Origin of the sequence: Delftia sp. JD2, from assembly GCF_001682645.1 — a bacterium.
Taxonomy (GTDB): Bacteria; Pseudomonadota; Gammaproteobacteria; order Burkholderiales; family Burkholderiaceae_C; genus Comamonas; species Comamonas acidovorans.
On the sequence record NZ_LFJT01000019.1, the window covers coordinates 15,726 to 37,176 of the forward strand.

The following is a 21,451-nucleotide window of genomic DNA, read 5'->3' on the forward strand; positions in this document are numbered from 1 at the left end:
AATCCGTGGTTATGTCTGCTGAAACTGCGCCTATCAATCTGACGCACCACTTCCTGATTGCCATGCCTGGCCTGGAAGACGAAGCGTTCTCGCGCAGTGTGATCTACCTGTGCGAACACAGCGAGCGCGGTGCGCTCGGTCTGATTATCAACAAGCCCTCGCAGCTTACGCTGGAAGGCTTGCTGGAAAAGGTGGATCTGGCCCTGGGCCGCGAGGACCTTCGCGGCAACCGTGTCTTCAACGGCGGGCCCGTGCAGACCGATCGCGGCTTCGTGCTGCACGACCCCATGGTCATCGAAGGCGCGCCCGACGACGAGTCCGCCTACGCCTCGACCATGACCATTCCCGGTGGCCTGGAGATGACCACCTCCAAGGACGTGCTCGAAGCCTTGTCCGACGGCGCAGGCCCCAAGCGCCTGCTGGTCACCCTGGGCTATGCGTCCTGGGGCGAGGGACAGCTGGAGTCGGAGCTGGCCGAAAACGCCTGGCTCACGGTGGGCGCCGACGCCAACGTCATCTTCGATACCCCGGTCGACGACCGCTATGACCGCGCCCTGGGCCTGCTGGGCCTGCAGCGCTGGATGATCTCGCCCGAAGCGGGGCGCGCATGAGCCTTCCCGCTCCCGAGTCCCAGGCAGCAGCGGCAGCCGGCACGGCCGTGCCGCCCACCGTTCCCTCCCATTTCCAGAGTTTCGTGGCCTTCGACTTCGGGGCCAAGCGCACGGGCTGCGCCGTGGGCACGCGCATGCTGCGCTCGGCCAACCCGCTGCCCACCATCCGCGCCGAGGCCGGCGAGGCCCGCCTGGCCCAGGCCGGCGAGCGCATCAAGGAGTGGCAGCCCGATGCGCTGGTCATCGGCGTGCCCTACCACCCCGACGGCAATGCGCACGAGAACACGGCGCGGGCGAAGAAGTTCGGCCGCCAGCTCAAGAGCCGCTTCGGCCTGCCTGTCTACGAGGTGGACGAGCGCTACAGCACCACCGAGGCCCTGGCCGGTGGCGCAAGGGATGCCGATGCGGCCTCGGCCTGCATCATTCTTGAACAGTTTTTGAGGAGTCTTCCATGAGTGAAACCATTGCGGGAGCCGGCAGCCTGGTGCTGGACGCCGAGGCCCTGTACCGCGAACTGCTGCGCGGCGTGCGCAGCCTCATGGGGCCTGAAACCCGCCTGGCCGGCATCACCTCGGGCGGCGCCTGGCTGGTGGAGCGGCTGCACAAGGACCTGAACCTGCCCGGCAACCCCAGCGTGCTGTCCTCGGCCCTGCACCGCGACGACTTCGCGCAGCGCGGCATGGCCACCAGCGCCCAGACGCAGATCGACTTTGACGTCAACGGCGCCGACATCCTGGTGCTGGACGACGTGCTCTACACCGGCCGCACCGTGCGCGCCGTGCTCAACGAACTCTATGACTACGGCCGCCCGGCCTGCGTGCGCCTGGCGGTGCTGGTGGACCGGGGCGGGCGCGAGTTGCCCTTCCAGGCCGACTTTGCCGCGGCGCGCATCGCGCTGCCGGCCGACCGCCTGCTGTCGCTGGCGCGCGATGACGCCGGCGTCTTCCAATTCCGCATCCAAGAGGCCTGACCGTGCTGTACAAGCGCAATCCCCAGCTCAACAAGAACGGCGAACTGATCCACCTGCTGTCCACCGAAGGACTGTCCAAGGACATCCTCACCCACATCCTGGACACGGCGGCCAACTTCGTCAGCGTCAATGACCGCGAGGTCAAGAAGGTGCCGCTGCTGCGCGGCAAGAGCGTGTTCAACCTGTTCTTCGAGAACAGCACGCGCACGCGCACCACGTTCGAGATCGCGGCCAAGCGCCTGTCGGCCGACGTGTTCAACCTGGACATCGCGCGCAGCTCGGCCAGCAAGGGCGAGTCGCTGCTGGACACCATCGCCAACCTCTCGGCCATGGCCGCCGACATCTTCGTCGTGCGCCACAGCGAGTCGGGCGCGCCCTACCTCATCGCCCAGCATGTGGCGCCCCATGTCCACGTGGTCAATGCCGGCGACGGCCGCCACGCCCACCCCACGCAGGGGCTGCTGGACATGTACACCATCCGCCACTACAAGAAGGACTTCGCCAACCTGCGCGTGGCCATCGTGGGCGATGTGCTGCATTCGCGCGTGGCGCGCTCCGACATCCATGCGCTGACCACGCTGGGCGCGGCCGAAGTGCGCGTCGTCGGCCCGCGCACCCTGGTGCCGCCGGACCTGGCGCAGATGGGCGTGCGCGTCTTCCACACGCTGGAAGAGGGCATCCGGGACTGCGACGTGATCATCATGCTGCGCCTGCAGAACGAGCGCATGAGCGGCGCCCTGCTGCCGTCCAGCCAGGAATACTTCAAGAGCTTCGGCCTCACGGCCGAGAAGCTGCGCCTGGCCAAGCCGGACGCCATCGTCATGCACCCGGGACCCATCAACCGCGGCGTGGAGATCGACTCCGAAGTCGTCGATGGCCCGCAGGCCGTGATCCTGTCGCAGGTGTCCTTCGGCATCGCGGTCCGCATGGCCGTCATGTCCATCGTCGCCGGCAACGAGGCTTGAAATGAAGCACCCCCTGAGCGACTGCGTCGCTTCCCCCTCTCTCGCTACGCGGGAGGGGGGCGTACGGGCAGCCGGCGACGCCCTCGCTGCAGGGCGGCCTTTGCTCGGCGTCCCTGAGATGGGCCATGCTTTTTCCATGCCCGGTGTCCTGGACTGAGTCCAGGCGCTTTTTGTGAATGCAAATGTTTTTGATCGCCGCAGGCCGCAGCCCATGCGCCGCCTGCGGTCTACGGGGTAGCAAACCATGAAGATACTCATCCGCAACGGCCGAGTGATGGACCCGGCACGGGGCCTGGACCAGCAGGCCGACGTGGCCATCGATGGCGGCAAGGTGCTGGCCATCGGCAAGGCGCCCGAGGGATTTGCCGCAGAACGCGAGATCGATGCCGCCGGCTGCTGGGTGCTGCCGGGCCTGGTCGATCTGGCCGTGCGCCTGCGCGAGCCCGGCCACGAGCACGAAGGCATGCTGCAGTCCGAGATGGCTGCATCGGTGGCCGGTGGCGTGACCAGCCTGGTCTGCCCGCCCGACACCGACCCCGTGCTCGACGAGCAGGGCCTGGTGGAGATGCTCAAGTTCCGCGCCGAGAAGCTGCACCAGTCGCGCCTGTTCCCGCTGGGCGCGCTGACGCTGGGCCTCAAGGGCGAAGTGCTGACCGAGATGGCCGAGCTGACCGAGTCCGGCTGCATCGGCTTCAGCCAGGCCGAAGTGCCCATGACCAGCACCCAGACCCTGCAGCGCGCGCTGGCGTATGCGGCCACCTACGGCTACACCGTGTGGCTGCGCCCGCAGGAGCTGTACCTGGGCAAGGGCGTGGCCGCCAGCGGCCCGCTGGCCACGCGCATGGGCCTGTCCGGCGTGCCCGTGGCGGCCGAGACGATTGCCCTGCACACCATCTTCGAGCTGATGCGCGGCACCCAGGCGCGCGTGCACCTGTGCCGCCTGTCCAGCGCCGCAGGCGTGGAACTGGTGCGCCGTGCCAAGGCCGAAGGCCTGCAGGTCACGGCCGACGTGTCCATCAATTCGCTGCACCTGACCGATACCGATATCGGCTACTTCGACAGCAGCGCGCGCGTCACGCCCCCGCTGCGCCAGCAGCGCGACCGCGATGCGCTGTCTGCCGCGCTGGCCGATGGCACCATCGACGCCCTGGTCTCCGACCACACGCCCGTCGATGAAGACGCCAAGGTCCTGCCCTTTGCCGAGGCCGAGCCCGGCGCCACGGGCGTGGAACTGCTGCTGTCGCTGGCCGTCAAGTGGTCGCAGGAAAGCGGTGTGCCCCTGAACCGCGCACTGGCCGCCATCACGGCATCGCCCGTGCAGGTGCTGGGATCGGCGCTGGGCGAGCTGCAGGAGCAACTGGGCCGTCTGGCCGAGGGCGGCGTGGCCGACCTGTGCATCGTCGATCCGCAGGCGGCCTGGACCGTGAAGCCCCAGGAACTGGCCAGCCAGGGCAAGAGCACGCCCTTCGGCGGCTACGAGCTGCCGGCCCGCGTGCGCTGCACGCTGGTCGACGGCCGCGTGGCATTCGAACGCCGCTGAACATGAGCCGTCTGCGCAGGGGAGGGCGCGCCACGCTGCGCGCAGCGCGCCTGTTCGGCCATGTGTGCAAGGGGCTGTGGATCGTGGCCCTGCGCTTTCCGCAGCTGCCCGAGGCGCGCCAGCACGCCCATGTGCAGGCCTGGGCCCTGCAGTTGCTGGCCCATGCGGGCGTGCGACTGGAGATCCAGGGCGAGCCGCCGCGCCAGGGCCCCATGCTCATGGTCAGCAACCATATTTCCTGGCTCGACATTCCCGTGCTGCATGCGGCGCGGCACTGCCGCTTCATCTCCAAGTCCGACGTCAAGGGCTGGCCGCTGATCGGCACGCTGGCCACGGCGGCGGGCACGCTGTACATCGAGCGCACCTCGCGCCGCGATGCCCGGCGCATGGTGCAGAGCATGGAGGAATCCCTGCAGCGCCGCGAGATCCTGGCCATCTTCCCGGAAGGCACGACGGGCGACGGCCGCAAGCTGCTGCCCTTTCATGCCAACCTGCTGCAGGCGGCCGTGCAGATTGATGCGCCCGTGCTGCCCGTGGGCCTGCGCTTCATCGACGGCGCCACCGGCCAGATCAGCCACGCGCCCAGCTACGAGGGCGATGAAACCCTGCTGGGCTCCATCTGGCGCACGCTGTGCGCCGACGACCTGGTGGCCGTCGTCCACTATGGCCAGCCTCAGACGGCCGAAGGCCGCGACCGCCGCGTCTGGGCCCAGGACCTGCATGCCGAGGTGGACCGGCTGCGCCAGGCCTGAACGCTGCCAGCGACATGACTGACACTCTCACGCTCCGGCCCTCGCGGCCTGATGACCTTCCGGCCCTGAACGCCGTTCTCTGGGCCACCTACGAGAGCACCTGGAAGCCCCAGCTGACGGCGGACAAGCATGCGCAGTTCTGCGCCTCCGGCAAGACCGGGCAGTACGTGCAGTCGCGCGGCCAACTGTTCTGGGTGGCCGAGTGCGGCGGCGTAGTCGCCGGCTTCGTGGACTGGGTGGATGACTTCATCGGCGCCCTGCATGTGCTGCCGGCCTGGCAGGGGCGCGGCGTGGGCCGTGCGCTGCTGGCCCATGCCGAGCAGGCCCTGCGCGCCGCCGGACACGCCCAGGTGCGCCTGGAGACCGACAGCTTCAACACCCAGGCCCTGGGCTTTTACACGGCGCAGGGCTATGCCACGCTGGACACCTATCCCGACGAGGAATGGGACTGCGGCCTGACCACGGTGCTCATGGGCAAGCCGCTGGCCTGAAAGGCCGCCCCCTCAGTTGCTGTAGGGCTGTCGCTCCAGCACCAGGTTGGCGAAGTCCTCCACCAGGTCGGCGCCCAGTTCCTCGATGGCGTCGTCTTCCTCGTCGAAGGCCCAGAGCACGCGGATGTCCGTGCCCTTGCTGCCTGCATGGTCCAGCAGCTCGAACAGCGAGCGCAGCCCCATGGTCGATGCGCTGTTGATGTACTGCAGCTTCACCTCGGCCACGAAGCGTGCGGGCTGGCTGGCCTCGAAGTACTGGCCCAGCATGGCCAGCAGGGGGTTGAAGAAGGGCAGCGGGTTTTCGGGATAGCACTCGCCTTCGATGCGCAAAAGCTGCTCGGCCGGCGAGAAGACCACTTCGGGCGTGACGGAAGTGCGTTCGGATTTCAGTGCTTGCATGGCGGCGTCATTCGGATTCGGGAAGGGGTCCCGGCGCTCAGATCAGCGCCTTGACGTGGAACACGGCATGGGGCGCGGTATCTGCGGCGTCCTCTCCCGTGGCGATGTGGTACTGCAGCGGTGCCGAGGCGTCGCGCGCAATGGTCAGCCAGCCCAGGCCCGCGCCGCGGCTGATGTCATCGCTGGCGCTGTGGTCGGTGTTGTGCAGCTGGGCCTTGTAGGCGGCCTTGATTTCGGGGTGGCTCATGGCGCGCACGGCGTCCAGCTTGGCGGCCAGGCGCGGCACATGTTCGCGGCGCACGGCGTTGCTGCAGGCAATCCAGAAGCGCGCCTGTGCCTGATCGGCCCCCGCGTCCGGGGCACCGGCCGGTGCATCGATGCGGCCCACGCCGATGGCGCCCTGTGCCACGGGTTCGCCGAGTGCCTGGCTGGCTCCGGCGTCAGAGGCAGGCAGCGGCGCCGCGTAGTGCAGCACGTTCTGCGCCATCTCGATGAAGGTGGAAAACAGCTTGCGCTTGGCGCTGCTCGATCCATCCTCGCTGGCCAGCCGGCACTTGAGCGTGTCGGCTGCCGCCTGGATCACGTTGGGGTTGAAGGTGCCCGCGTAGTACAGCAGCAGGCCGTTGTGCTCGGCCTGGGCGCGCAGGTGCGCGAATTCGGACGGGCTCATGACTGCAGGGCCTGGTTGCGCCACACCAGCAGCGAGACATCGTCGCGGCGGCGCTGCGTGCCCTGCCACTGGGCAAAGGCCTGCCGGAATTCGGCGCAGGCCTGGGCGGCGGGGCGGTCGTGCTGCTCGTGCAGGAAGCGCGCCAGGCGCTTTCTGCCGTGAGCGATCTGGCGCGGGCCGCCCAATTGGTCGATGACGCCATCGGTGGCCACCATCAGCAGCGAGCCGGGCGCGACCTCCAGCTCCTGCGTGCTCCAGGCCGCGACGTCGGGCGTGGTCGCATAGCCTATGCCCAGCTTGTCGCCGGCATGGATCTGCACCTGGGCCGCCTCCTGCACGCCGGGCGGCGCCACCAGCAGGTCCAGCCGGGCCGAGGCAAAGCGCAGTTGCGTGCCGCAGGGCGACTGAAGGAACAGCGCGGCGTCCAGGCCGTCGCTGGAGGCTTTTTCGGCGGGCAGGCCATCGGCGGGCGCTGCCGGTGCGCCCCAGGCGGGCTGGACGTCGCGGCTGCGCTGCTGCAGCACGCGCTTGATGTAGCGGTTCATCTGGCCCAGCAGGGCGCCGGGGTCGATGGCGGCGCCGGTGCCGGTGCCGGTGCCAGTGCCGATACCTGCAGGCGCCACGGCCTGTTCGAGAAAGGACAGTGCAATCAGCGTCATGAAGGCGCCCGGCACGCCGTGGCCCGTGCAGTCGAACATGCAGCCCAGCAGGCCCTGCGGAGTGGCGCGGAAGAAATACGCATCGCCGCCCACCACGTCGCGCGGCTCCCACAGCAGGCCGTGGTCGGCCAGCTGGCTGGCGAGCACGCGGTCGGATTCGACCAGGTGCGAGCGCTGGATCAGGCTGGCGTAGTCGATGCTGGCCATGAGCTGGCGCGTCTTGTCGGCCTCGATGTCGGACATGGCGGCCATCAGCGCGTGGCCCGTGCCTATGCCTGCGTAGCGGCCTTCCTCCACGGTGATGAAGCCGTCCTTGAGCACGCGGCTGCCGCTGGCCAGCGCCTGCTGCACCAGCTGGTCGATGGGCAGGCCGGCCGCCACCACCATGGGCGCGGTGTCGGTGAATACCAGGCAGCTGCGGCGGCCGAACACGTCGCGCGCAAAGGGCCGCGCGTACTGCTCCATGAAGCGCTGGCGGTTGATCAGGCCCTGCGGCCGGTCATCGGCCACCACGGCCAGGGTTTCGAGCAGGGGCTGCTCGCTGAACAGCCGGTGCACATCCTCGTTGCTGGTCTCGGGGGGAATCGGTGCCGTGGGCTGGCTGAGCTGGCCTGCACGGGCCACAAGGCGCGGCGCGGCGGGCGCCGGGGCCAGCGCGGGAATGGGTGCAGGGTCAGGTAGCTGATCCGCTGCAGGGTGCTGCGTGGAGGAGGGGTCCAGAGCAAACATGGGTGGCCTTGAATTGTCACAAGATGTGACTGATTCTGGGTGCCACCCGTGACCGTCGAATGACAAAGCCCGGACGGCGCGGCGGACGCCGCTGGTTCAGGCTGCAGCGGACTGCGGGGCGCCCTGTGTTTCTCGCGGGAAGGCGACCACGTGATTCATGTCGAGCCGGATTCCCACCCACTCGCCCACCGCATGGTCGTGGTGGCTGGGCACATGGGCCATCACGCTGTGGCCGCTGGCCAGCTCCAGCGTGTAGAGGAACTCCGAGCCGCGAAACGCCTTGCGCAGGATGCGTGCCTGCACGGGCGAGGCATCGTCGTGCACCACATCGTCGGCGCGCAGCAGCACATCGCATTCGCCGCCCGGAAACTGCGCAGGCAGCGGGCAGGTGGCCGGATCGACCAGATCGCCCAGCGCCGTGCGCGCCACCACGCCGCCGGCCCCGGAAGGCGCCAGCGTGGCCGGCACGAAGACGCCGTGGCCGATGAAGTCCGCCACGAAGCGCGTGGCAGGGCGGTGGTACAGCGAATAGGCATCGTCCCACTGCTGCAGCTGCCCCTGGTGGACCACGCCGATCATGTCGCCGATGGCAAAGGCCTCCAGCTGGTCGTGCGTGACGAACAGGGCCGTGGCGCCTGCAGCCTTGAGGATGCCGCGCACCTCATGCGCCAGGCGCTCGCGCAGGTCCACGTCGAGGTTGGAGAAGGGCTCGTCCAGCAGCATCAGCTGCGGGCTGGGCGCCAGTGCGCGGGCCAGTGCCACGCGCTGCTGCTGGCCGCCCGACAGCTCATGCGGAAACCTCCCTGCACTGCCGGCCAGGCCCACCAGCTCCAGCACCTCGGCCACGCGCTCGGCCTGGCGCGCCTTGGGCAGATGGTGGATGCCAAAGGCCACGTTGCGGCCCACGTTCAGATGGGGGAACAGCGCATAGTCCTGGAACACCATGCCGATGCGCCGCTGCTCGGGAGGGAGCGAGAAATCCGCGCTGCCCACGAGCTGGCCGTCGATGCGGATCTCGCCGCCGCTCACGGGCTCCAGGCCCGCCACGGCACGCAGCAGCGTGGTCTTGCCGCAGCCCGAGGGGCCGATGAGCACGCCGATGTCGCCAGCGGCCAGATTCAGCGTGACGCCCTGCACGGCAGGCCTGTCGCGGCCCGGGTAGCGCACCTCGAGTTGGGAGACGGTCAAAAACATGCGGCGATTGTAGAACCGCGCAAATGAATAGAATTCGCATTTGCATTGGCGGGCCAAGGGCATGCCCTTGGCCCGCCGACTCCAGCAGCCTGCAGGCACGCCCGGTCTCGGCGGCGCATCGGCCCACAGGCCGGCGGCAGCCGCGGATCCCGGTCCGTTCCATAGCCCGGCAGCCAGATCCTCCCCCTCATCCTCTAGCCGAGACCCCCGCTTTGCGCCGTCTGTCGTCCGTACTCCGCTCCCTTCCCCTGCTATTGCTGGCCCTGGTGCTGATGCTGCCCGTGCTGGCCGTGCTCGGCTCCTGGCTGCCCGTGGGGCAGGGCGATGCCCTGGCCGGCTCCATCCTGCGCGAGATGGCGGCCACCGTGCTGCCCGGCTATCTGTGGACCACGGTCTGGCTGGGCCTGCTGGTGGCGCTGGGCGCGGCCATCGTGGGCACGGGCACGGCGGCGGCCGTGACGCTGTTCGACTTCCGTGGCCGGCGCCAGCTCGAATGGCTGCTGCTGCTGCCGCTGGCCATGCCGGCCTATGTCACGGCCTATGCCTATACCGACTTCCTGCAGTTCAGCGGCCCGCTGCAGACCTGGCTGCGCGATACCTATGGCCTGGAAGGCCGGCTCCTGCCCGAGGTGCGCAGCCTCGGCGGCGCGGTCTGGGTCTTCATCTTCTCGCTCTACCCCTATGTCTACCTGCTGGCGCGCACCGCGCTGGGCGAGCGCGCCGCGCACCTGATGGAGGCCGCGCGCCTGATGGGCGCGCCGCTGTCGCGGCGCATCTGGTCGGTGGCGCTGCCGCTGGCGCGCCCGGCCGTGGCCGCTGGCGTGGCCCTGGTGGTGATGGAGACGCTGGCCGACTTCGGCGTGGTCAGCTACTTCGGCATACAGACCTTCACCACGGGCATCTACAAGGCCTGGCTGTCCATGGACAACCGCATTGCCGCCGCGCAGCTGGCGACCTTCCTGCTGGTGCTGGTGGTGGTGCTGCTGCAGCTGGAGCTGCGCGCCCAGCGGCGCATGCGCTTCGTCACCGGCAGCACGGGCCGCGCCAGCTCGGCCGAGGCGCAGCCGCTGCGCCTGCGCGGCTGGCGCTGCGCGCTGGCCTGGCTGGCGTGCCTGCTGCCCGTGCTCATGGGCTTTGTGGCGCCCGTGTTCTTCATGCTGCGCCCGCTGGCGGCCGACTGGTCGGTGCTGCCCTGGGACCGCTTCCTCGACTGGGCGCTCAACAGCGTGCGCCTGGGCACCATCACCTCGGTGCTGGCCGTGATCATCGCCGTGGCCCTGGCGTTTGCCGTGCGCCGCCACAAGGAGTCGGCCGTCACGCGCGGCGTGGTGCAACTGGCCAGCCTGGGCTATGCGGTGCCGGGCGCCGTCGTCGTCGTCGGCCTGCTGCTGCCCGTGGGCTGGGTGCAGCAGGTGCGGCCCGAATGGGGCTTTGCCGGCCTGGTCACGGCCACCGCCGTGGGCATTGTCTGGGCCTACCTGGTGCGCTTTTGCGCCGTGGCACTGCAGTCCATGCAAAGCGGCTATGCGCGCATCGCGCCCAGCCTGGACGACTCGGCCCGCATGCTGGGCACGGGCGCCTGGGGCATGCTGTCGCGCGTGCACTGGCCACTGCTCAGGCGCTCCACGGCGGCGGCGGCGCTGCTGGTCTTCGTCGATGTGATGAAGGAGCTGCCCGCCACCATGGTGCTGCGCCCCTTCAACAGCGACACCCTGGCCGTCGTGGCCTACCAGCTCGCGCGCGACGAACGCCTGGGCGAGGCCGCCCTGCCGTCGCTGGCCCTGGTGCTGGTGGGCCTGATCCCCGTGATCATGCTCAGCCGCACGCTGCGCGCCGAGCGCCCGGGCACGGCCCGCTGAGCCTGCGCTGCCGGGTGCTGCAAAGCGCGGCGCGGCAAACCCCGCTACGCTCGCGCCATGCACGCCAGAGTCCTGCGCTATCTCGACGAAGTGGTCCGCCGCGGTTCCATCCGCAAGGCGGCCGAACATCTGCACGTGGCCCCCACGGCCGTCAACCGCCAGATCCTCGACCTGGAGGCCGAGCTGGGCACGCCCCTGTTCGAGCGCATCCACAAGCGCCTGCGCCTCACCCCGACGGGCGAGATGGTGCTGGCCCATGTGCGCGCCACGCTGCGCGAGCATGCAGCGCTGCGCGAGCGCATTGCCGAACTGCAGGGCGCGCGCAGCGGCGAGATCACCGTGGCCGCGACCACGGGGCTGGCCGGTTCGCTGCTGCCCTCGCTGGTGCATGAATTCCGCCAGCGCCACCCGGGCATCGTGGTGCGCATCATCGACCTGCCCCTGAGCGACATCGCGGCCGCCGTGGAAGGCGGCGACGCCGACCTGGGCCTGGCCTACGACCTGTCCGAACGCCCCGCGCTGCGCGCGCTGGCCACCAGCGAATGGCAGATCGGCGCCATCGTGCCGCCCAGGCATGCGCTGGCGCGCCAATCGTCCGTGCTGCTCAGCGAGTGCATAGGCCATCCGCTCATCCTGCCCGCGCCGCCGCTGTCCATCCGCAGCCTGCTGGACGAAGCCTTTGCGCGCAACGCCATCGAGGTCACGCCCGTGGCCGAATCCACCTCCATGGCGCTGATCCAGCGCCTGGTCATGCTGGGCGAGGGCATTGCCCTGCTCAACCCGCTGGACGTGATGGAGGAGCGCAGCCGCAATGCCCTGGTCTTCGTGCCTTTGCGCGATGCGCATCTGCGGCGGCAGACGCTGGTGCTGACCGGCCGGGCCAGGGGGCAGTTGAGCGCGGCGGGGGAGCTGATGGCCCAGTCCATCGGCCAGGCGCTGGCAAGGCTGTTTGCCGGGGGGCGGTGAGTCTTTGGCACTGTCCACTTTTTGTGGACACATCGGGCGGAATTCAGCGCTATCGGCAATGGCTTGTCCTTCCTAGACTGGCGGCTTTTCCATTTCGAAGAAGAGAACGCCATGACCTTGATCGCACTGAACGCCGATGTACTCGTCACCATGGATGCGCAGCGCCGCGAGATCCGCGACGGCGCCCTGGTGGCCGACGGCCCGGCCGTGCAATGGGTGGGCGCCACGGCCGATCTGCCGCCGCAGTACCGCCGCATGGTGGACGACGGCACGGCCCAGGTGCTGGACATGCGCGGCCGCGTGGTCATGCCGGGCCTGGTCAACACGCACCACCACATGTACCAGAGCCTCACGCGCGCCGTGCCGGCCGCGCAGGATGCGGAGCTGTTCTCGTGGCTCACCAACCTGTACATGCTGTGGTCGCACCTCACGCCGGAGATGATCCACGTCTCCACCCAGACCGCCATGGCCGAGCTGATGCTGTCGGGCTGCACCACTACCAGCGACCACCTGTACCTGTATCCGAATGGCGCTCGGCTGGATGACTCCATCGCCGCGGCGCAGCAGATGGGCATGCGCTTTCATGCGGCGCGCGGCTCCATGAGCCTGGGCCGCAGCAAGGGCGGCCTGCCGCCTGACGCGGTGGTGGAGGAAGAGGAAGCCATCCTGCGCGACAGCCTGCGCCTGATCCAGCAGTACCACGACAGCGCACGCCACTCCATGCTGCGCGTGGTGCTGGCGCCGTGCTCGCCGTTCTCGGTGACGCGCGAGCTGATGCGCGAGTCCGCCGTGCTGGCGCGTGCGCACGGCGTGTCGCTGCACACCCACCTGGCCGAGAACGACAACGACGTCGCCTTCTCGCGCGAGAAATTCGGCCTCACCCCCGCGCAGTACGCCGAAAGCCTGGGCTGGGTCGGCCCCGATGTCTGGCATGCCCACTGCGTCAAGCTCGATGCCGAGGGCATTGCGCTGTTCGCGCGCACGGGCACGGGCGTGGCGCATTGCCCGTGCTCCAACATGCGCCTGGCCTCGGGCATTGCGCCCGTGCGCACCATGCGCGATGCGGGCGTGCCCGTGGGCCTGGGCGTGGACGGCAGCGCCTCCAACGACGGCGCCCACATGCTGGGCGAGGCGCGCCAGGCCCTGTTGCTGCAGCGCGTGGGCCACGGCCCTGCCGCCATGGGCGCGCGCGAGGCGCTGGAGATCGCCACGCTGGGCGGCGCGCGCGTGCTGGGGCGCGACGACATCGGCGCGCTGGCGCCGGGCATGTCGGCCGACTTCGTGGCCTTCGACATGTCGGGCGTGGGCTACGCGGGCGCAGGCCATGACCCCGTGGCCGCGCTGGTGTTCTGCACGCCCACCGACGTGTCCACCAGCGTCATCAATGGCCGTGTCGTGGTCCGCGACGGGCTGCTGCTCACCGCCGACCTGCCGCGCGTGCTGACCCGCCACCGCGAGCTGGCCCGCACGCTGTTCGAGCGCGCAGCGGGCCACTGACATCTCCCTGCAGCGCGGCAGGCCGGCACCCAGGCCATCGCGGGTGCCGATCTGCCGCCCTGCGCCATTTCCCCGAAGCATCTCCAGGAGGCTCGAAGACCCGGACAGCACTTTCAGGACCCCACCCTTTTCCGGCACCACTGCCCCGACATACATACAAGCGCCTCTGAAGAGGCCAACGGCCAGGACACAAGGAGACAAGACAATGGAACAACTGCTTTACAAGGTGGAAGACCGACCGCCAATGCTCATCACCACGGTCCTTCTGTCGCTGCAGCACCTGCTGGCGGCGCTGGGCGGCATCATCGCCGTGCCCCTGGTCTTCGGCGGGGCGCTCAAGCTGCCGGCCGACCAGATCGTGGCCCTGGTGAATGCAGCGCTGCTGGGCTCGGGCGTGGTCACCATTGTCCAGTGCAGGGGGGTGGGGCCCGTGGGCATACGGCTGCCCTGCGTCATGGGCACAAGCTTCGCCTTCGTGGGCGCGGGCATCAGCGTGGGGCTGGAGCATGGCGTGGCCGGTATCCTGGGCTCCTCGCTGGTAGGGTCGCTGGTGATGATCGTGGGCAGCTATTTCATGCCCGTGATCCGCCGCTTCTTTCCGCACACCGTGACCAGCGTGGTCGTGACCATGATCGGCCTGTCGCTGACCCCCGTCGCCGTGGACTGGGCTGCGGGCGGCGTGGGCCGCAGCGACTACGGCGCGATCGGCCACTTGGCCATCGCCGGCTTCGTGCTGGTGCTGGTGATCGGCTTCGTGCAGTGGGGCAGGGGCATCGTCTCTGCCTCGGCCGTGGTGCTGGGCATCGCCTGCGGCTATGTGCTGTGCCTGGCGCTGGGCCTGATCGACTTCACCCAGGTGAGCGAGGCCGCGGTCTTCGCCATCCCGCAGCCGCTGACCTTCGGCATGACGTTCCCGGTGGCCGGCATCGTCGCCATGTCCATCGCCTTTCTGGTGACCATCGTCGAGACCACGGGCACCTTCATGGCCCTGGGCGCGGCCACGCAGACGCGCATCGACGGCAAGCGCCTGTCCAGCGGCATGCTGTGCGATGGCGTGGGCTCGGCCTTCGCCGCCGTGATGTCCAGCCCTCCGCTGTCCACCTTCGCCCAGAACGTGGGCGTAGTCTCGCTGACCGGCGTGGCCAGCCGCCACGTGGTCATGCTGACGGGCGTCATGCTGCTGCTGGCCGGACTCTTTCCCGTGCTGGGCGCACTGGTGGTGACGATTCCGCAGCCCGTGCTCGGCGGCGCGGGGCTGATGATGTTTGCCATGATCATTTCGGCCGGCATCCGCATGCTCAGCGGCGCCGAGCACTCGCGGCGCGCCAGCCTGATCATCGCGGTCTCGCTGGGCTGCGGCCTGGCGGTCACGGTGCGCCCGGACCTGCTGTCCCGCATGCCTGCCTTCGTGCGCGAAGTCTTCGGCTCGGGCATCACCGTCGGCGCCCTGGTCGCGGTGGGGCTGAACCTGCTGCTGCCCGGCCGCGAGGTCGATGCCCATCCCGAGGAAGCCGTGGCCTGATGCGCATTTTCATGGGCCTACACTGCGGCCCATGAACACCACCGCACCCCGCACCGACATCACCATCTACCACAACAACCGCTGCAGCAACTCGCGCGGCGCGCTGGCCCTGCTGCGCGACAACGGCGTGGAGCCGACCATCGTCGACTACATCGCCCAGCCCCTGGACGCTGCGCAACTGCAGGCCCTGGTCCGGCGGCTGGGCGTGCCCGTGCGCGAGCTGCTGCGCAGCAAGGAAGCCGTCTACACCGAGCTGGACCTGGGCGATGCATCCGTCAGCGATGCGCAGCTCATCGCCGCCGTGGCCAAGCACCCCGTGCTGCTCAACCGCCCCATCGTCGTCACGCCCAAGGGCGCGGCGCTGTGCCGCCCGCCGGAGAAGGTGCTGGCGCTGATCTGAGCGGCGGCGCCGCAGGCTGTGCCTGTGACTCAGGGCCGCGGCGCGGCCAGCAGTCCCAGCACCTGCTCGAAGGCCACCCCTATCGCCAGCAGGCGGCGGTCGCTGCCTTCGGGGCCGTCCAGTTCGATGCCCACCGGCAGCCCCTGTGGCGTCAGGCCGGCCGGCAGTGAAAGGCCAGGTAGACCGGCATTGCTGGCCGGATCGGTATTGCGCAGAAAGGCCTCGAAGGTGCTGACCGCCTCCGCTCCTTGTATCGACACTGTCGAGGAGCCATTCACCTCATCCAGCGGCACGGCCGCGAGCCGGGTGGTGGGGAACAGCAACGCATCGACCCGGTGCGTGGCAAAGGCCGTGGCGTAGTACTGCTGCAGCCGCGGCCGCCAGACCGTCATGGCCTCTTCGTACTGGTCTGCGGCCTCGTCCGCGAGCACGGCCTGGTACATGTCACGCACATCGGGACTGGCAATGCGCGCGGCGATGTCGGCCACGGTACGGACCGGCGCTTCGTTGGCAGCAAGCCATGCCGGCAGGTCTTCGGCCGACTCATGCAGCGCCAGCGGTGCGCCGATATGCCTGTTGATGTCCAGCAGCTCGGCCATGGCCATGTCCACTTGAATCACGCCAGCGGCTTCGAGCCGCCTCAGCGCGGCGCGCGCCACGGCCTCGACCTCGGGCTCCAGGCCTTCCCACAACGGAGCGGGCAGGCCGATGCGCAGGCCCCGCAGGTCGATCGCAGGCAGGGGACCGCTGTCCGTGATGACCTGGTCCAGCAGGGCGATGTCGGCCACGCTGCGCGCCATGGGACCCACGGTATCGCGCGTGTGGCTGATGGGGACGACCGCATTCGGGTCGTGGTAGCGCCGGCTGGCGCCGCCGTTGCCCACCGAGGGGCGAAAGCCCGCAATGCCGGTCAGCGCCGCAGGAATGCGCGTAGAGCCTCCGGTATCCGTGCCCAGCCCTGCAGGCACGATGCGCGCGGCAATGGCGGCGGCCGTGCCGCCCGACGAGCCGCCCGGGATGCGGCTGGGGTCGTAGGGGTTGCGCACAGGCCCCGCATGCGGCGCCAGATTCGTGCTGGTGATGCCGAAGGCCAGCTCATGCATATTGGCCTTGCCCAGGACAATGGCCCCCGCATCCAGCAGGCGCTGCACAGAGGGCGCGTTGTCCCGGGGGATGAAGTGTTCCAGCGCCGGTGTTCCTGCCGTGTTCGGCAGGCCTCGCGTGTTGATGTTGTCCTTCACAACGATGGGAAGGCCGGCCAGCGGCAATTGCGCCCGGGCGTCGGCGGGCAGTGCGTCGATGCGCCGCGCAGCCGCCAGCGCGCCCTGCACGTCCAGCGCCGTCAGCGCATTGAGCCCCGACATGGCCTGCGCATGCGAGAGCAGGGTGGCCAAATAGTCGCCCGCCGCAAGCCGGCCCTGCTGTATGGCCGCAATGGCTTCGATGGACGTGAGGGCCCGCTGTGTCTGGGCGCTCGGGGGCAGGTACGGCTGCTGCAGGGTTGTCCTGGTCATGGCGGATGTCATGGCAGAGCCATGGGGGCGGGGATCGGCGCAAAGCGCTTCTGGCACACGTAGTACACCACCGATGTCAGTATCAGCCCGACGATCCAGGAAATGTCTGCGCCGTCCAGCATCTTCGCAACGGGGCCGGTGTACAGATCGGTGGCGACGAAAGGCAGTTGCACGGCAATGCCAAAGGCGTACGAAAAGATGGCCACGCCGTTGAAGCGCCCATAGATGCCGCCGTCCTGGCGGAAGAAGGAATCCACGTCGTACTGGCCGTGGCGGACGAGGTAGTAGTCCACCAGATTCACCGCAGTCCAGGGCACCATTACGCACAACAGCAACAAAATGAAGTGGGTATAGGTGGCCAGGAAGTTGTCCTGGCCGGCCAGCGCAATCGTCAAGGCGATGCCGAACAGCAGGCAGGCACAGGCCGCGCGCGCCGCCGCCTTGGCCGACCAGGAAGGCCGCAGCGTCTGCACGATGGTGATCGTGGACAGCGCGCCGCAGTACAGGTTCATGGCGTTGGTGGCCGCGATGCCCAGCGTCAGCACGATGATCACCAGCGGACTGATGCCCTGCGTCAGCGTGCTCAGGCTTTTTACGATGTCATCGCCCTCCACCGTCAGGCCCACGAGCGCGCCCAGCACCATCGGAAAGATGGAGCCCAGGGTGCAGCCGCCATAGCTGGCCCAGAAGGCCACGCGCGGGCCGGTGTCCGCCGGCAGGTAGCGCGAGTAGTCGGACACATAGGGCGCATAGGCGATCTGCCAGAGCGCGGCGATGGACATGCTGCCCAGAAATCCCGTCAGGCTGGGTGCGTTCTTCGACAGCAGATCGGCCGGCAGCCCGTGCACGAAGATGATCCAGGCGAAGGCCAGCACCAGCACCGCGCCTGCGCACCAGGTCAGCAGCCGCGTGTAGATGTGGATCAGCCGGTAGCCAAAGATGGTGGCCACCAGGCTCAGCAGGCCCACCGCGACCACGCCCTGGTTGACCGTCACGGCACTGCTCAGACTGTGCAGCGACTGCCCGCCCAGCACGAGGTTGGAGGCGAAGAAGCCCACATACATGACCACCACCAGGCCCACCACCAGCAAAGAGCCCAGCGAGCCGAACTGCCCGCGCGTCTGCACCATCTGGGGCACCCCCAGCTGAGGGCCCTGCGCCGCATGCAGCGCCATGAATACCGCGCCGACCAGATTGCCGACGACGATGGCCAGCGTGCCCCACCAGAACGGCTGCTTGAACACCGTGACGACCAGCGCCCCGGTGACCACGGTCAGCAGCATGACGTTGGTGCCGAACCAGATGGTGAACAGGTCGCTGGCCTTGCCATGCCGTTCATGGGCGGGAATGGGTTGGATGGTGCTGTCTTCCAGCCGCAGGGTGTTGTCGTTGTGATCCATGGTGTCTCCTCCAGATAGTGGAGTTGCGGTTGCGTGACGTCCGTGTGCCTGTGCATTGGCACGTTGGGTGCGTCCGTTGTTTTATGTCGGTGGAAAATCGCGGCATCCGCCGCTGCGGTCACTGTGGGTGGCGGCTGTCCTCCGCTTGTGGCCGGGCCGGGTCCTGGGTGGCACCGTCAACTTGCGTCAGGTGGGCCGCCAGGCGGGCCAGCATGGCGTCACAGGCCTGCAGTTGTTCCACGGTGATGAACTCATCGGGCTTGTGCCCCTGGTCCATGCTGGCCGGCCCGCACACCACCGTGGGGATGCCCGCCTGGTCGAACAGTCCGCCTTCCGTACCGAAGGCCACCGTGCCGAAATCCCTGCGCCCGCTCAGCAGGGTCAGCAGTTGCGCAGCCTCGCTCTCGGGCGGTGTGGCCAGTCCCGGGTAGGCGCTCAGCGGCTGCAAGCGGATGCCAGTGCCGGGCTGCACCGCTTGCATGAGTGGTTGCAGATCGGTCTCGGCATAGTCCTGCAGTTCGTACGCCACGTCATGCGCGTCGAAGCCCGGCAGGGCGCGAACCTCGAAATCGAACTCGCACTCGGCAGGCACGATGTTCAGCGCGCGGCCGCCCTGGATGACGCCGACCTGCACCGTCGAGAACGGCGGATCGAAGCGCGGGTCGTGGTGCTCGGGCCGCGACAGCCTTGCGCCGATCTCGTCCAGCTTGCGGATCACGCGCGCCGCGTATCCGATGGCATTGACGCCGCGCGGCGCATGGGCCGAATGGCAGGCCGCGCCCTGGATGCGGCATCGCATCGCCAGCTTGCCCTTGTGTCCCAGCACCGGCTGCAGTTCCGTAGGCTCGCCGATCAGGCACAGGCGTGGCCTGTGGGGGCGGTTTTGCAGTTCCGACAGCAGGGACCGCACGCCCAGGCAGCCCACCTCCTCGTCGTAGGAAAAAGCCAGGTGCACGGGCATGGAAAGGGGCTGGCGCAGGAAAAGCGGCACTGCGGCCAGCACTGATGCGATGAATCCCTTCATGTCGGCCGTGCCCCGGCCATACAGGCGGCCATGCGCCTCGGTGAGGCGGAAAGGCTCCATGGTCCAGGCCTGCCCGTCCACGGGAACCACGTCCGTATGCCCGGACAGGATGATGCCGCCACGGTCGCGTGGGCCGATGGTGGCGAACAGATTGGCCTTGGTGCCCTCGGCGTTGTGCAGCAGTTCGCTTTGCACCCCCAGGTCGGCCAGGTAGCGCTGGATGAAGCCGATCAGTGCCAGATTGGAGTCCCGGCTGACGGTCGGAAATCCCACCAGCGACCTGAGCAGATCGCGACTTGTCGGCTTATTCATCGCCAGGCACTCCATAGCTGGGTGCGGCCGTGGGGTCCAGGGGCGCGCGTCAGGTAGTCCTTCATCTGCGGCCGATACGCCTGCCAGAGGATGGAGAAGGTCATGTCCTGCTCCTCACTGCGCGCCGGGCTGCCAGCCCTCGGGGATGACCGCGATCACGTCGATCTCCATCAGCCACTGCGGCTGCCCCAGAGCCGATATGCAAAGCCCCGTGGAGATGGGAAACACGCCCTTGAGCCACTTGCCCACTTCCCGGTAGACGGGCTCGCGGTAGCGCGGGTCGACGATGTAGGTGGTGGTCTTGACGATGTGCGACAGGTCGCTGCCCGCTTCCTCCAGCAGCTGCTTGACGTTCTTCATCGCCTGCTCGGCCTGCTTTTGCGGATCGCCCAGGCCGACCAGATTGCCCTCGAAATCGGTGCCGATCTGGCCGCGCACATAGACGGTGTTGCCGGCGCGCACGGCCTGGCACAGGTCGTTGTCCAGCGACTGGTTGGGATAGGTGTCCTTGGTGTTGAACATCCGGATGCGCGTGTGGGTAGGGGGCTGTGTGTGGGCGGGCATCATTGCGCTCCTGTGGGATGGGCGGCCTGGGTGGGCGCCCCGTGCGAGGGCGTGCGGTGGGCTGCATCGCGGTAGGCGAGGTACTGGCGCTGTATGGCGATGTGGTCTGCGATATGCCGGGCGTCGTGCCAGACGCCCCAGATGAAGCTGGAGCCGCGCCGCGACAGCCAGGGCAGGCCCAGGAAATAGATGCCGGGCTCGGACGAAACCCCGCGCTGGTGTCGCGGCTTGCCACTGGCATCGAAGGCATCGACCTGCAGCCAGCGGTAGTCCACCGCGTAGCCGGTCGCCCAGACGATGGAGGACACGCCGGCCTGCACCAGGTCCAGCGACGCCAGCGGCTGCGTGACGCAAGGCGGATCGGGCAGCATGCGCCGCGCCTCGGGCTCCTCGGGAAGGTCCAGGCCGTTGCGTGCCACATAGGCGTCCGCTGCGTCCAGCAGCGACAGGTAGTTCTCGTCACCGCGCGTCAGATGGGTGATCAGGTCTGGCGCGAAGGACACGACACCATCATCGAAGACCCGGGTCACGCCCACCAGCGTGATCCCTTCATGGGCGAGACGGCGAAAATCGATGGTCTGGCCGCCGCGCGCCCCGCTGACGGCAATGGTCACATGCTCCTTGCCCGGTGCGGCCGTCTCCTTGTCCCATTCGCCGAGCACGCCCAGCCACCAGCAGAAATCGCGGTTGCGGTAAGAGCGCGGTGGCCGGTCATGCGGGCCCACCGACAGATAGACCTTTCGGCCGGCGCGCCGCAATTCATCGGCGATCTGCACGCCCGATGAACCAGCTCCCACCACCAGCACGGCGCCTTCGGGCAATTGCCCGGGGTGGCGATAGTGCGCGGAATGGATTTGTGTGAACCGCTTGTCTCCAGGGGCTATCGCGGGGATCACCGGGCGCTGGAACGGTCCGGTTGCCACTACCACGCGGCGAGCGTGGACCAAGCCCTCGGAGGTCTCTGCGGTAAAACCTTCGACGCCCGTATTGCGTACCACCCGGGTCACTTCCACGCCAGTGCGTATGGGTGCGCCGAACTTTCTGGCATAGGCCTCGAAATACTCGGCCACCCGGTCCTTGGGTGCGAAGGCATCCGCGTCCAGATCGTCGAACTCCAAGCCGGGAAAGCGGTCATGCCAGGCGGGGCCGTTGGCCACCAGCGAATCCCAGCGGCCCGTGCGCCAGCGTTCGGCAATGCGCTCGCGCTCCAGGACCAGGTGGGGCACGCCGATGCGGCCCAGATGCTCGCTCATGGCCACGCCGGCTTGGCCCGCGCCGACCACCAGCGTGTCGATGGAAATGGGATTGGCTGTCATGGGGCGCTGTCTCCCCGTGCCTTGTTCGGGGCCTGGGCAAAGTGCCCCTGGTCTGCTGTCTGCATGTCGTCCTCCGTGGGTCAGATGGGTCTGTCTG

Annotated in this window: 21 protein-coding genes and 1 pseudogene; 12 read left to right on the forward strand and 10 right to left on the reverse strand. The window is 68.7% G+C overall.

Translation table 11 applies throughout. The features are described 5' to 3' along the window. Nucleotides 1-11: 11 nt before the first annotated feature. The 7 genes from ACM14_RS12485 to ACM14_RS12515 all read left to right on the forward strand — a co-directional run bounded on the left by ACM14_RS12485 (nucleotide 12) and on the right by ACM14_RS12515 (nucleotide 5,329). Entirely contained in the window at nucleotides 12-611 is a 600-nt protein-coding gene (locus ACM14_RS12485; RefSeq protein ID WP_012203507.1) for a YqgE/AlgH family protein, read from the forward strand. Continuing rightward, nucleotides 608-1,066, forward strand: coding sequence for a Holliday junction resolvase RuvX (gene ruvX, locus ACM14_RS12490; RefSeq protein ID WP_012203508.1), 459 nt, complete (start codon nucleotides 608-610; stop codon nucleotides 1,064-1,066). Before ACM14_RS12485 ends, ruvX begins: the two co-directional genes overlap by 4 nt. Beyond that, on the forward strand, nucleotides 1,063-1,581 hold the full coding sequence (gene pyrR / locus ACM14_RS12495; RefSeq protein WP_012203509.1) for a bifunctional pyr operon transcriptional regulator/uracil phosphoribosyltransferase PyrR: 519 nt from the start codon (nucleotides 1,063-1,065) through the stop codon (nucleotides 1,579-1,581). The genes ruvX and pyrR overlap by 4 nt, the downstream gene beginning before the upstream one ends. 2 nt (nucleotides 1,582-1,583) lie before the next feature. Continuing rightward, nucleotides 1,584-2,546, forward strand: a complete 963-nt coding sequence (locus ACM14_RS12500) for an aspartate carbamoyltransferase catalytic subunit (protein WP_012203510.1) — start codon at nucleotides 1,584-1,586, stop codon at nucleotides 2,544-2,546. Between the two features lie 244 nt (nucleotides 2,547-2,790). Then, a complete protein-coding gene (locus ACM14_RS12505; RefSeq protein WP_034390617.1) occupies nucleotides 2,791-4,086 on the forward strand; it encodes a dihydroorotase in 1,296 nt (431 codons plus the stop codon). Between the two features lie 2 nt (nucleotides 4,087-4,088). Further along, nucleotides 4,089-4,838, forward strand: a complete 750-nt coding sequence (locus tag ACM14_RS12510; protein ID WP_012203512.1) for a 1-acyl-sn-glycerol-3-phosphate acyltransferase — start codon at nucleotides 4,089-4,091, stop codon at nucleotides 4,836-4,838. 14 nt (nucleotides 4,839-4,852) lie between these two features. Then, nucleotides 4,853-5,329: a GNAT family N-acetyltransferase gene (locus ACM14_RS12515; protein ID WP_013804023.1), complete on the forward strand. Its 477-nt coding sequence runs from the start codon at nucleotides 4,853-4,855 to the stop codon at nucleotides 5,327-5,329. 12 nt (nucleotides 5,330-5,341) lie between these two features. Here ACM14_RS12515 and ACM14_RS12520 read toward each other — a convergent pair whose 3' ends face one another. The 4 genes from ACM14_RS12520 to ACM14_RS12535 all read right to left on the reverse strand — a co-directional run bounded on the left by ACM14_RS12520 (nucleotide 5,342) and on the right by ACM14_RS12535 (nucleotide 8,980). After that, nucleotides 5,342-5,728: a DUF1987 domain-containing protein gene (locus ACM14_RS12520; RefSeq protein WP_012203514.1), complete on the reverse strand. Its 387-nt coding sequence runs from the start codon at nucleotides 5,726-5,728 to the stop codon at nucleotides 5,342-5,344. A 37-nt stretch (nucleotides 5,729-5,765) separates the two neighbouring features. Further along, the gene (locus tag ACM14_RS12525; RefSeq protein WP_034390625.1) at nucleotides 5,766-6,398 is read right to left on the reverse strand and encodes a DUF6272 family protein; all 633 of its coding nucleotides are present in this window, start codon (nucleotides 6,396-6,398) and stop codon (nucleotides 5,766-5,768) included. Beyond that, nucleotides 6,395-7,786: a SpoIIE family protein phosphatase gene (locus ACM14_RS12530; protein WP_065346303.1), complete on the reverse strand. Its 1,392-nt coding sequence runs from the start codon at nucleotides 7,784-7,786 to the stop codon at nucleotides 6,395-6,397. Before ACM14_RS12530 ends, ACM14_RS12525 begins: the two co-directional genes overlap by 4 nt. Nucleotides 7,787-7,882: 96 nt before the next feature. After that, nucleotides 7,883-8,980 carry an ABC transporter ATP-binding protein gene (locus tag ACM14_RS12535; protein WP_013804019.1) on the reverse strand — a complete coding sequence of 366 codons (1,098 nt, stop codon included), beginning with the start codon at nucleotides 8,978-8,980 and terminating at the stop codon, nucleotides 7,883-7,885. A 212-nt stretch (nucleotides 8,981-9,192) separates the two neighbouring features. Between ACM14_RS12535 and ACM14_RS12540 the strand changes: the two genes are divergently transcribed. The 5 genes from ACM14_RS12540 (at nucleotide 9,193) to arsC (ending at nucleotide 15,224) form a co-directional block, all read left to right on the forward strand. Further along, complete coding sequence (locus ACM14_RS12540) at nucleotides 9,193-10,839, forward strand: iron ABC transporter permease (protein ID WP_065346304.1); 1,647 nt, start codon at nucleotides 9,193-9,195, stop codon at nucleotides 10,837-10,839. A gap of 57 nt (nucleotides 10,840-10,896) precedes the next feature. Then, nucleotides 10,897-11,805 (forward strand): LysR family transcriptional regulator, encoded by a 909-nt coding sequence (locus tag ACM14_RS12545; protein ID WP_012203519.1) that lies wholly within the window; start codon nucleotides 10,897-10,899, stop codon nucleotides 11,803-11,805. A 111-nt stretch (nucleotides 11,806-11,916) separates the two neighbouring features. Next, on the forward strand, nucleotides 11,917-13,302 hold the full coding sequence (locus ACM14_RS12550; RefSeq protein ID WP_016447920.1) for an 8-oxoguanine deaminase: 1,386 nt from the start codon (nucleotides 11,917-11,919) through the stop codon (nucleotides 13,300-13,302). A gap of 205 nt (nucleotides 13,303-13,507) precedes the next feature. Next, nucleotides 13,508-14,824 carry a nucleobase:cation symporter-2 family protein gene (locus tag ACM14_RS12555; protein WP_012203521.1) on the forward strand — a complete coding sequence of 439 codons (1,317 nt, stop codon included), beginning with the start codon at nucleotides 13,508-13,510 and terminating at the stop codon, nucleotides 14,822-14,824. 31 nt (nucleotides 14,825-14,855) lie between these two features. Further along, nucleotides 14,856-15,224, forward strand: coding sequence for an arsenate reductase (glutaredoxin) (arsC, locus tag ACM14_RS12560; protein WP_065346305.1), 369 nt, complete (start codon nucleotides 14,856-14,858; stop codon nucleotides 15,222-15,224). A 29-nt stretch (nucleotides 15,225-15,253) separates the two neighbouring features. Here arsC and iaaH read toward each other — a convergent pair whose 3' ends face one another. The 6 genes and pseudogenes from iaaH to ACM14_RS12585 form a co-directional block, all read right to left on the reverse strand. After that, on the reverse strand, nucleotides 15,254-16,738 hold the full coding sequence (gene iaaH, locus ACM14_RS12565; RefSeq protein ID WP_065346340.1) for an indoleacetamide hydrolase: 1,485 nt from the start codon (nucleotides 16,736-16,738) through the stop codon (nucleotides 15,254-15,256). 8 nt (nucleotides 16,739-16,746) lie between these two features. Next, nucleotides 16,747-18,138: a cytosine permease gene (locus ACM14_RS12570; protein ID WP_065346306.1), complete on the reverse strand. Its 1,392-nt coding sequence runs from the start codon at nucleotides 18,136-18,138 to the stop codon at nucleotides 16,747-16,749. 118 nt (nucleotides 18,139-18,256) lie between these two features. Beyond that, on the reverse strand, nucleotides 18,257-19,474 hold the full coding sequence (gene argE / locus ACM14_RS12575) for an acetylornithine deacetylase (protein ID WP_065346341.1): 1,218 nt from the start codon (nucleotides 19,472-19,474) through the stop codon (nucleotides 18,257-18,259). Next, a pseudogene (locus ACM14_RS31515) lies at nucleotides 19,467-19,563 on the reverse strand (DUF1028 domain-containing protein); the annotation flags it as partial. The pseudogene ACM14_RS31515 and the gene argE, both read right to left, overlap by 8 nt. 25 nt (nucleotides 19,564-19,588) lie before the next feature. Next, nucleotides 19,589-20,038, reverse strand: coding sequence for a RidA family protein (locus ACM14_RS12580; protein ID WP_063328004.1), 450 nt, complete (start codon nucleotides 20,036-20,038; stop codon nucleotides 19,589-19,591). Then, nucleotides 20,038-21,354 carry an NAD(P)/FAD-dependent oxidoreductase gene (locus ACM14_RS12585; protein ID WP_065346307.1) on the reverse strand — a complete coding sequence of 439 codons (1,317 nt, stop codon included), beginning with the start codon at nucleotides 21,352-21,354 and terminating at the stop codon, nucleotides 20,038-20,040. Before ACM14_RS12585 ends, ACM14_RS12580 begins: the two co-directional genes overlap by 1 nt. Nucleotides 21,355-21,451: the final 97 nt, after the last annotated feature.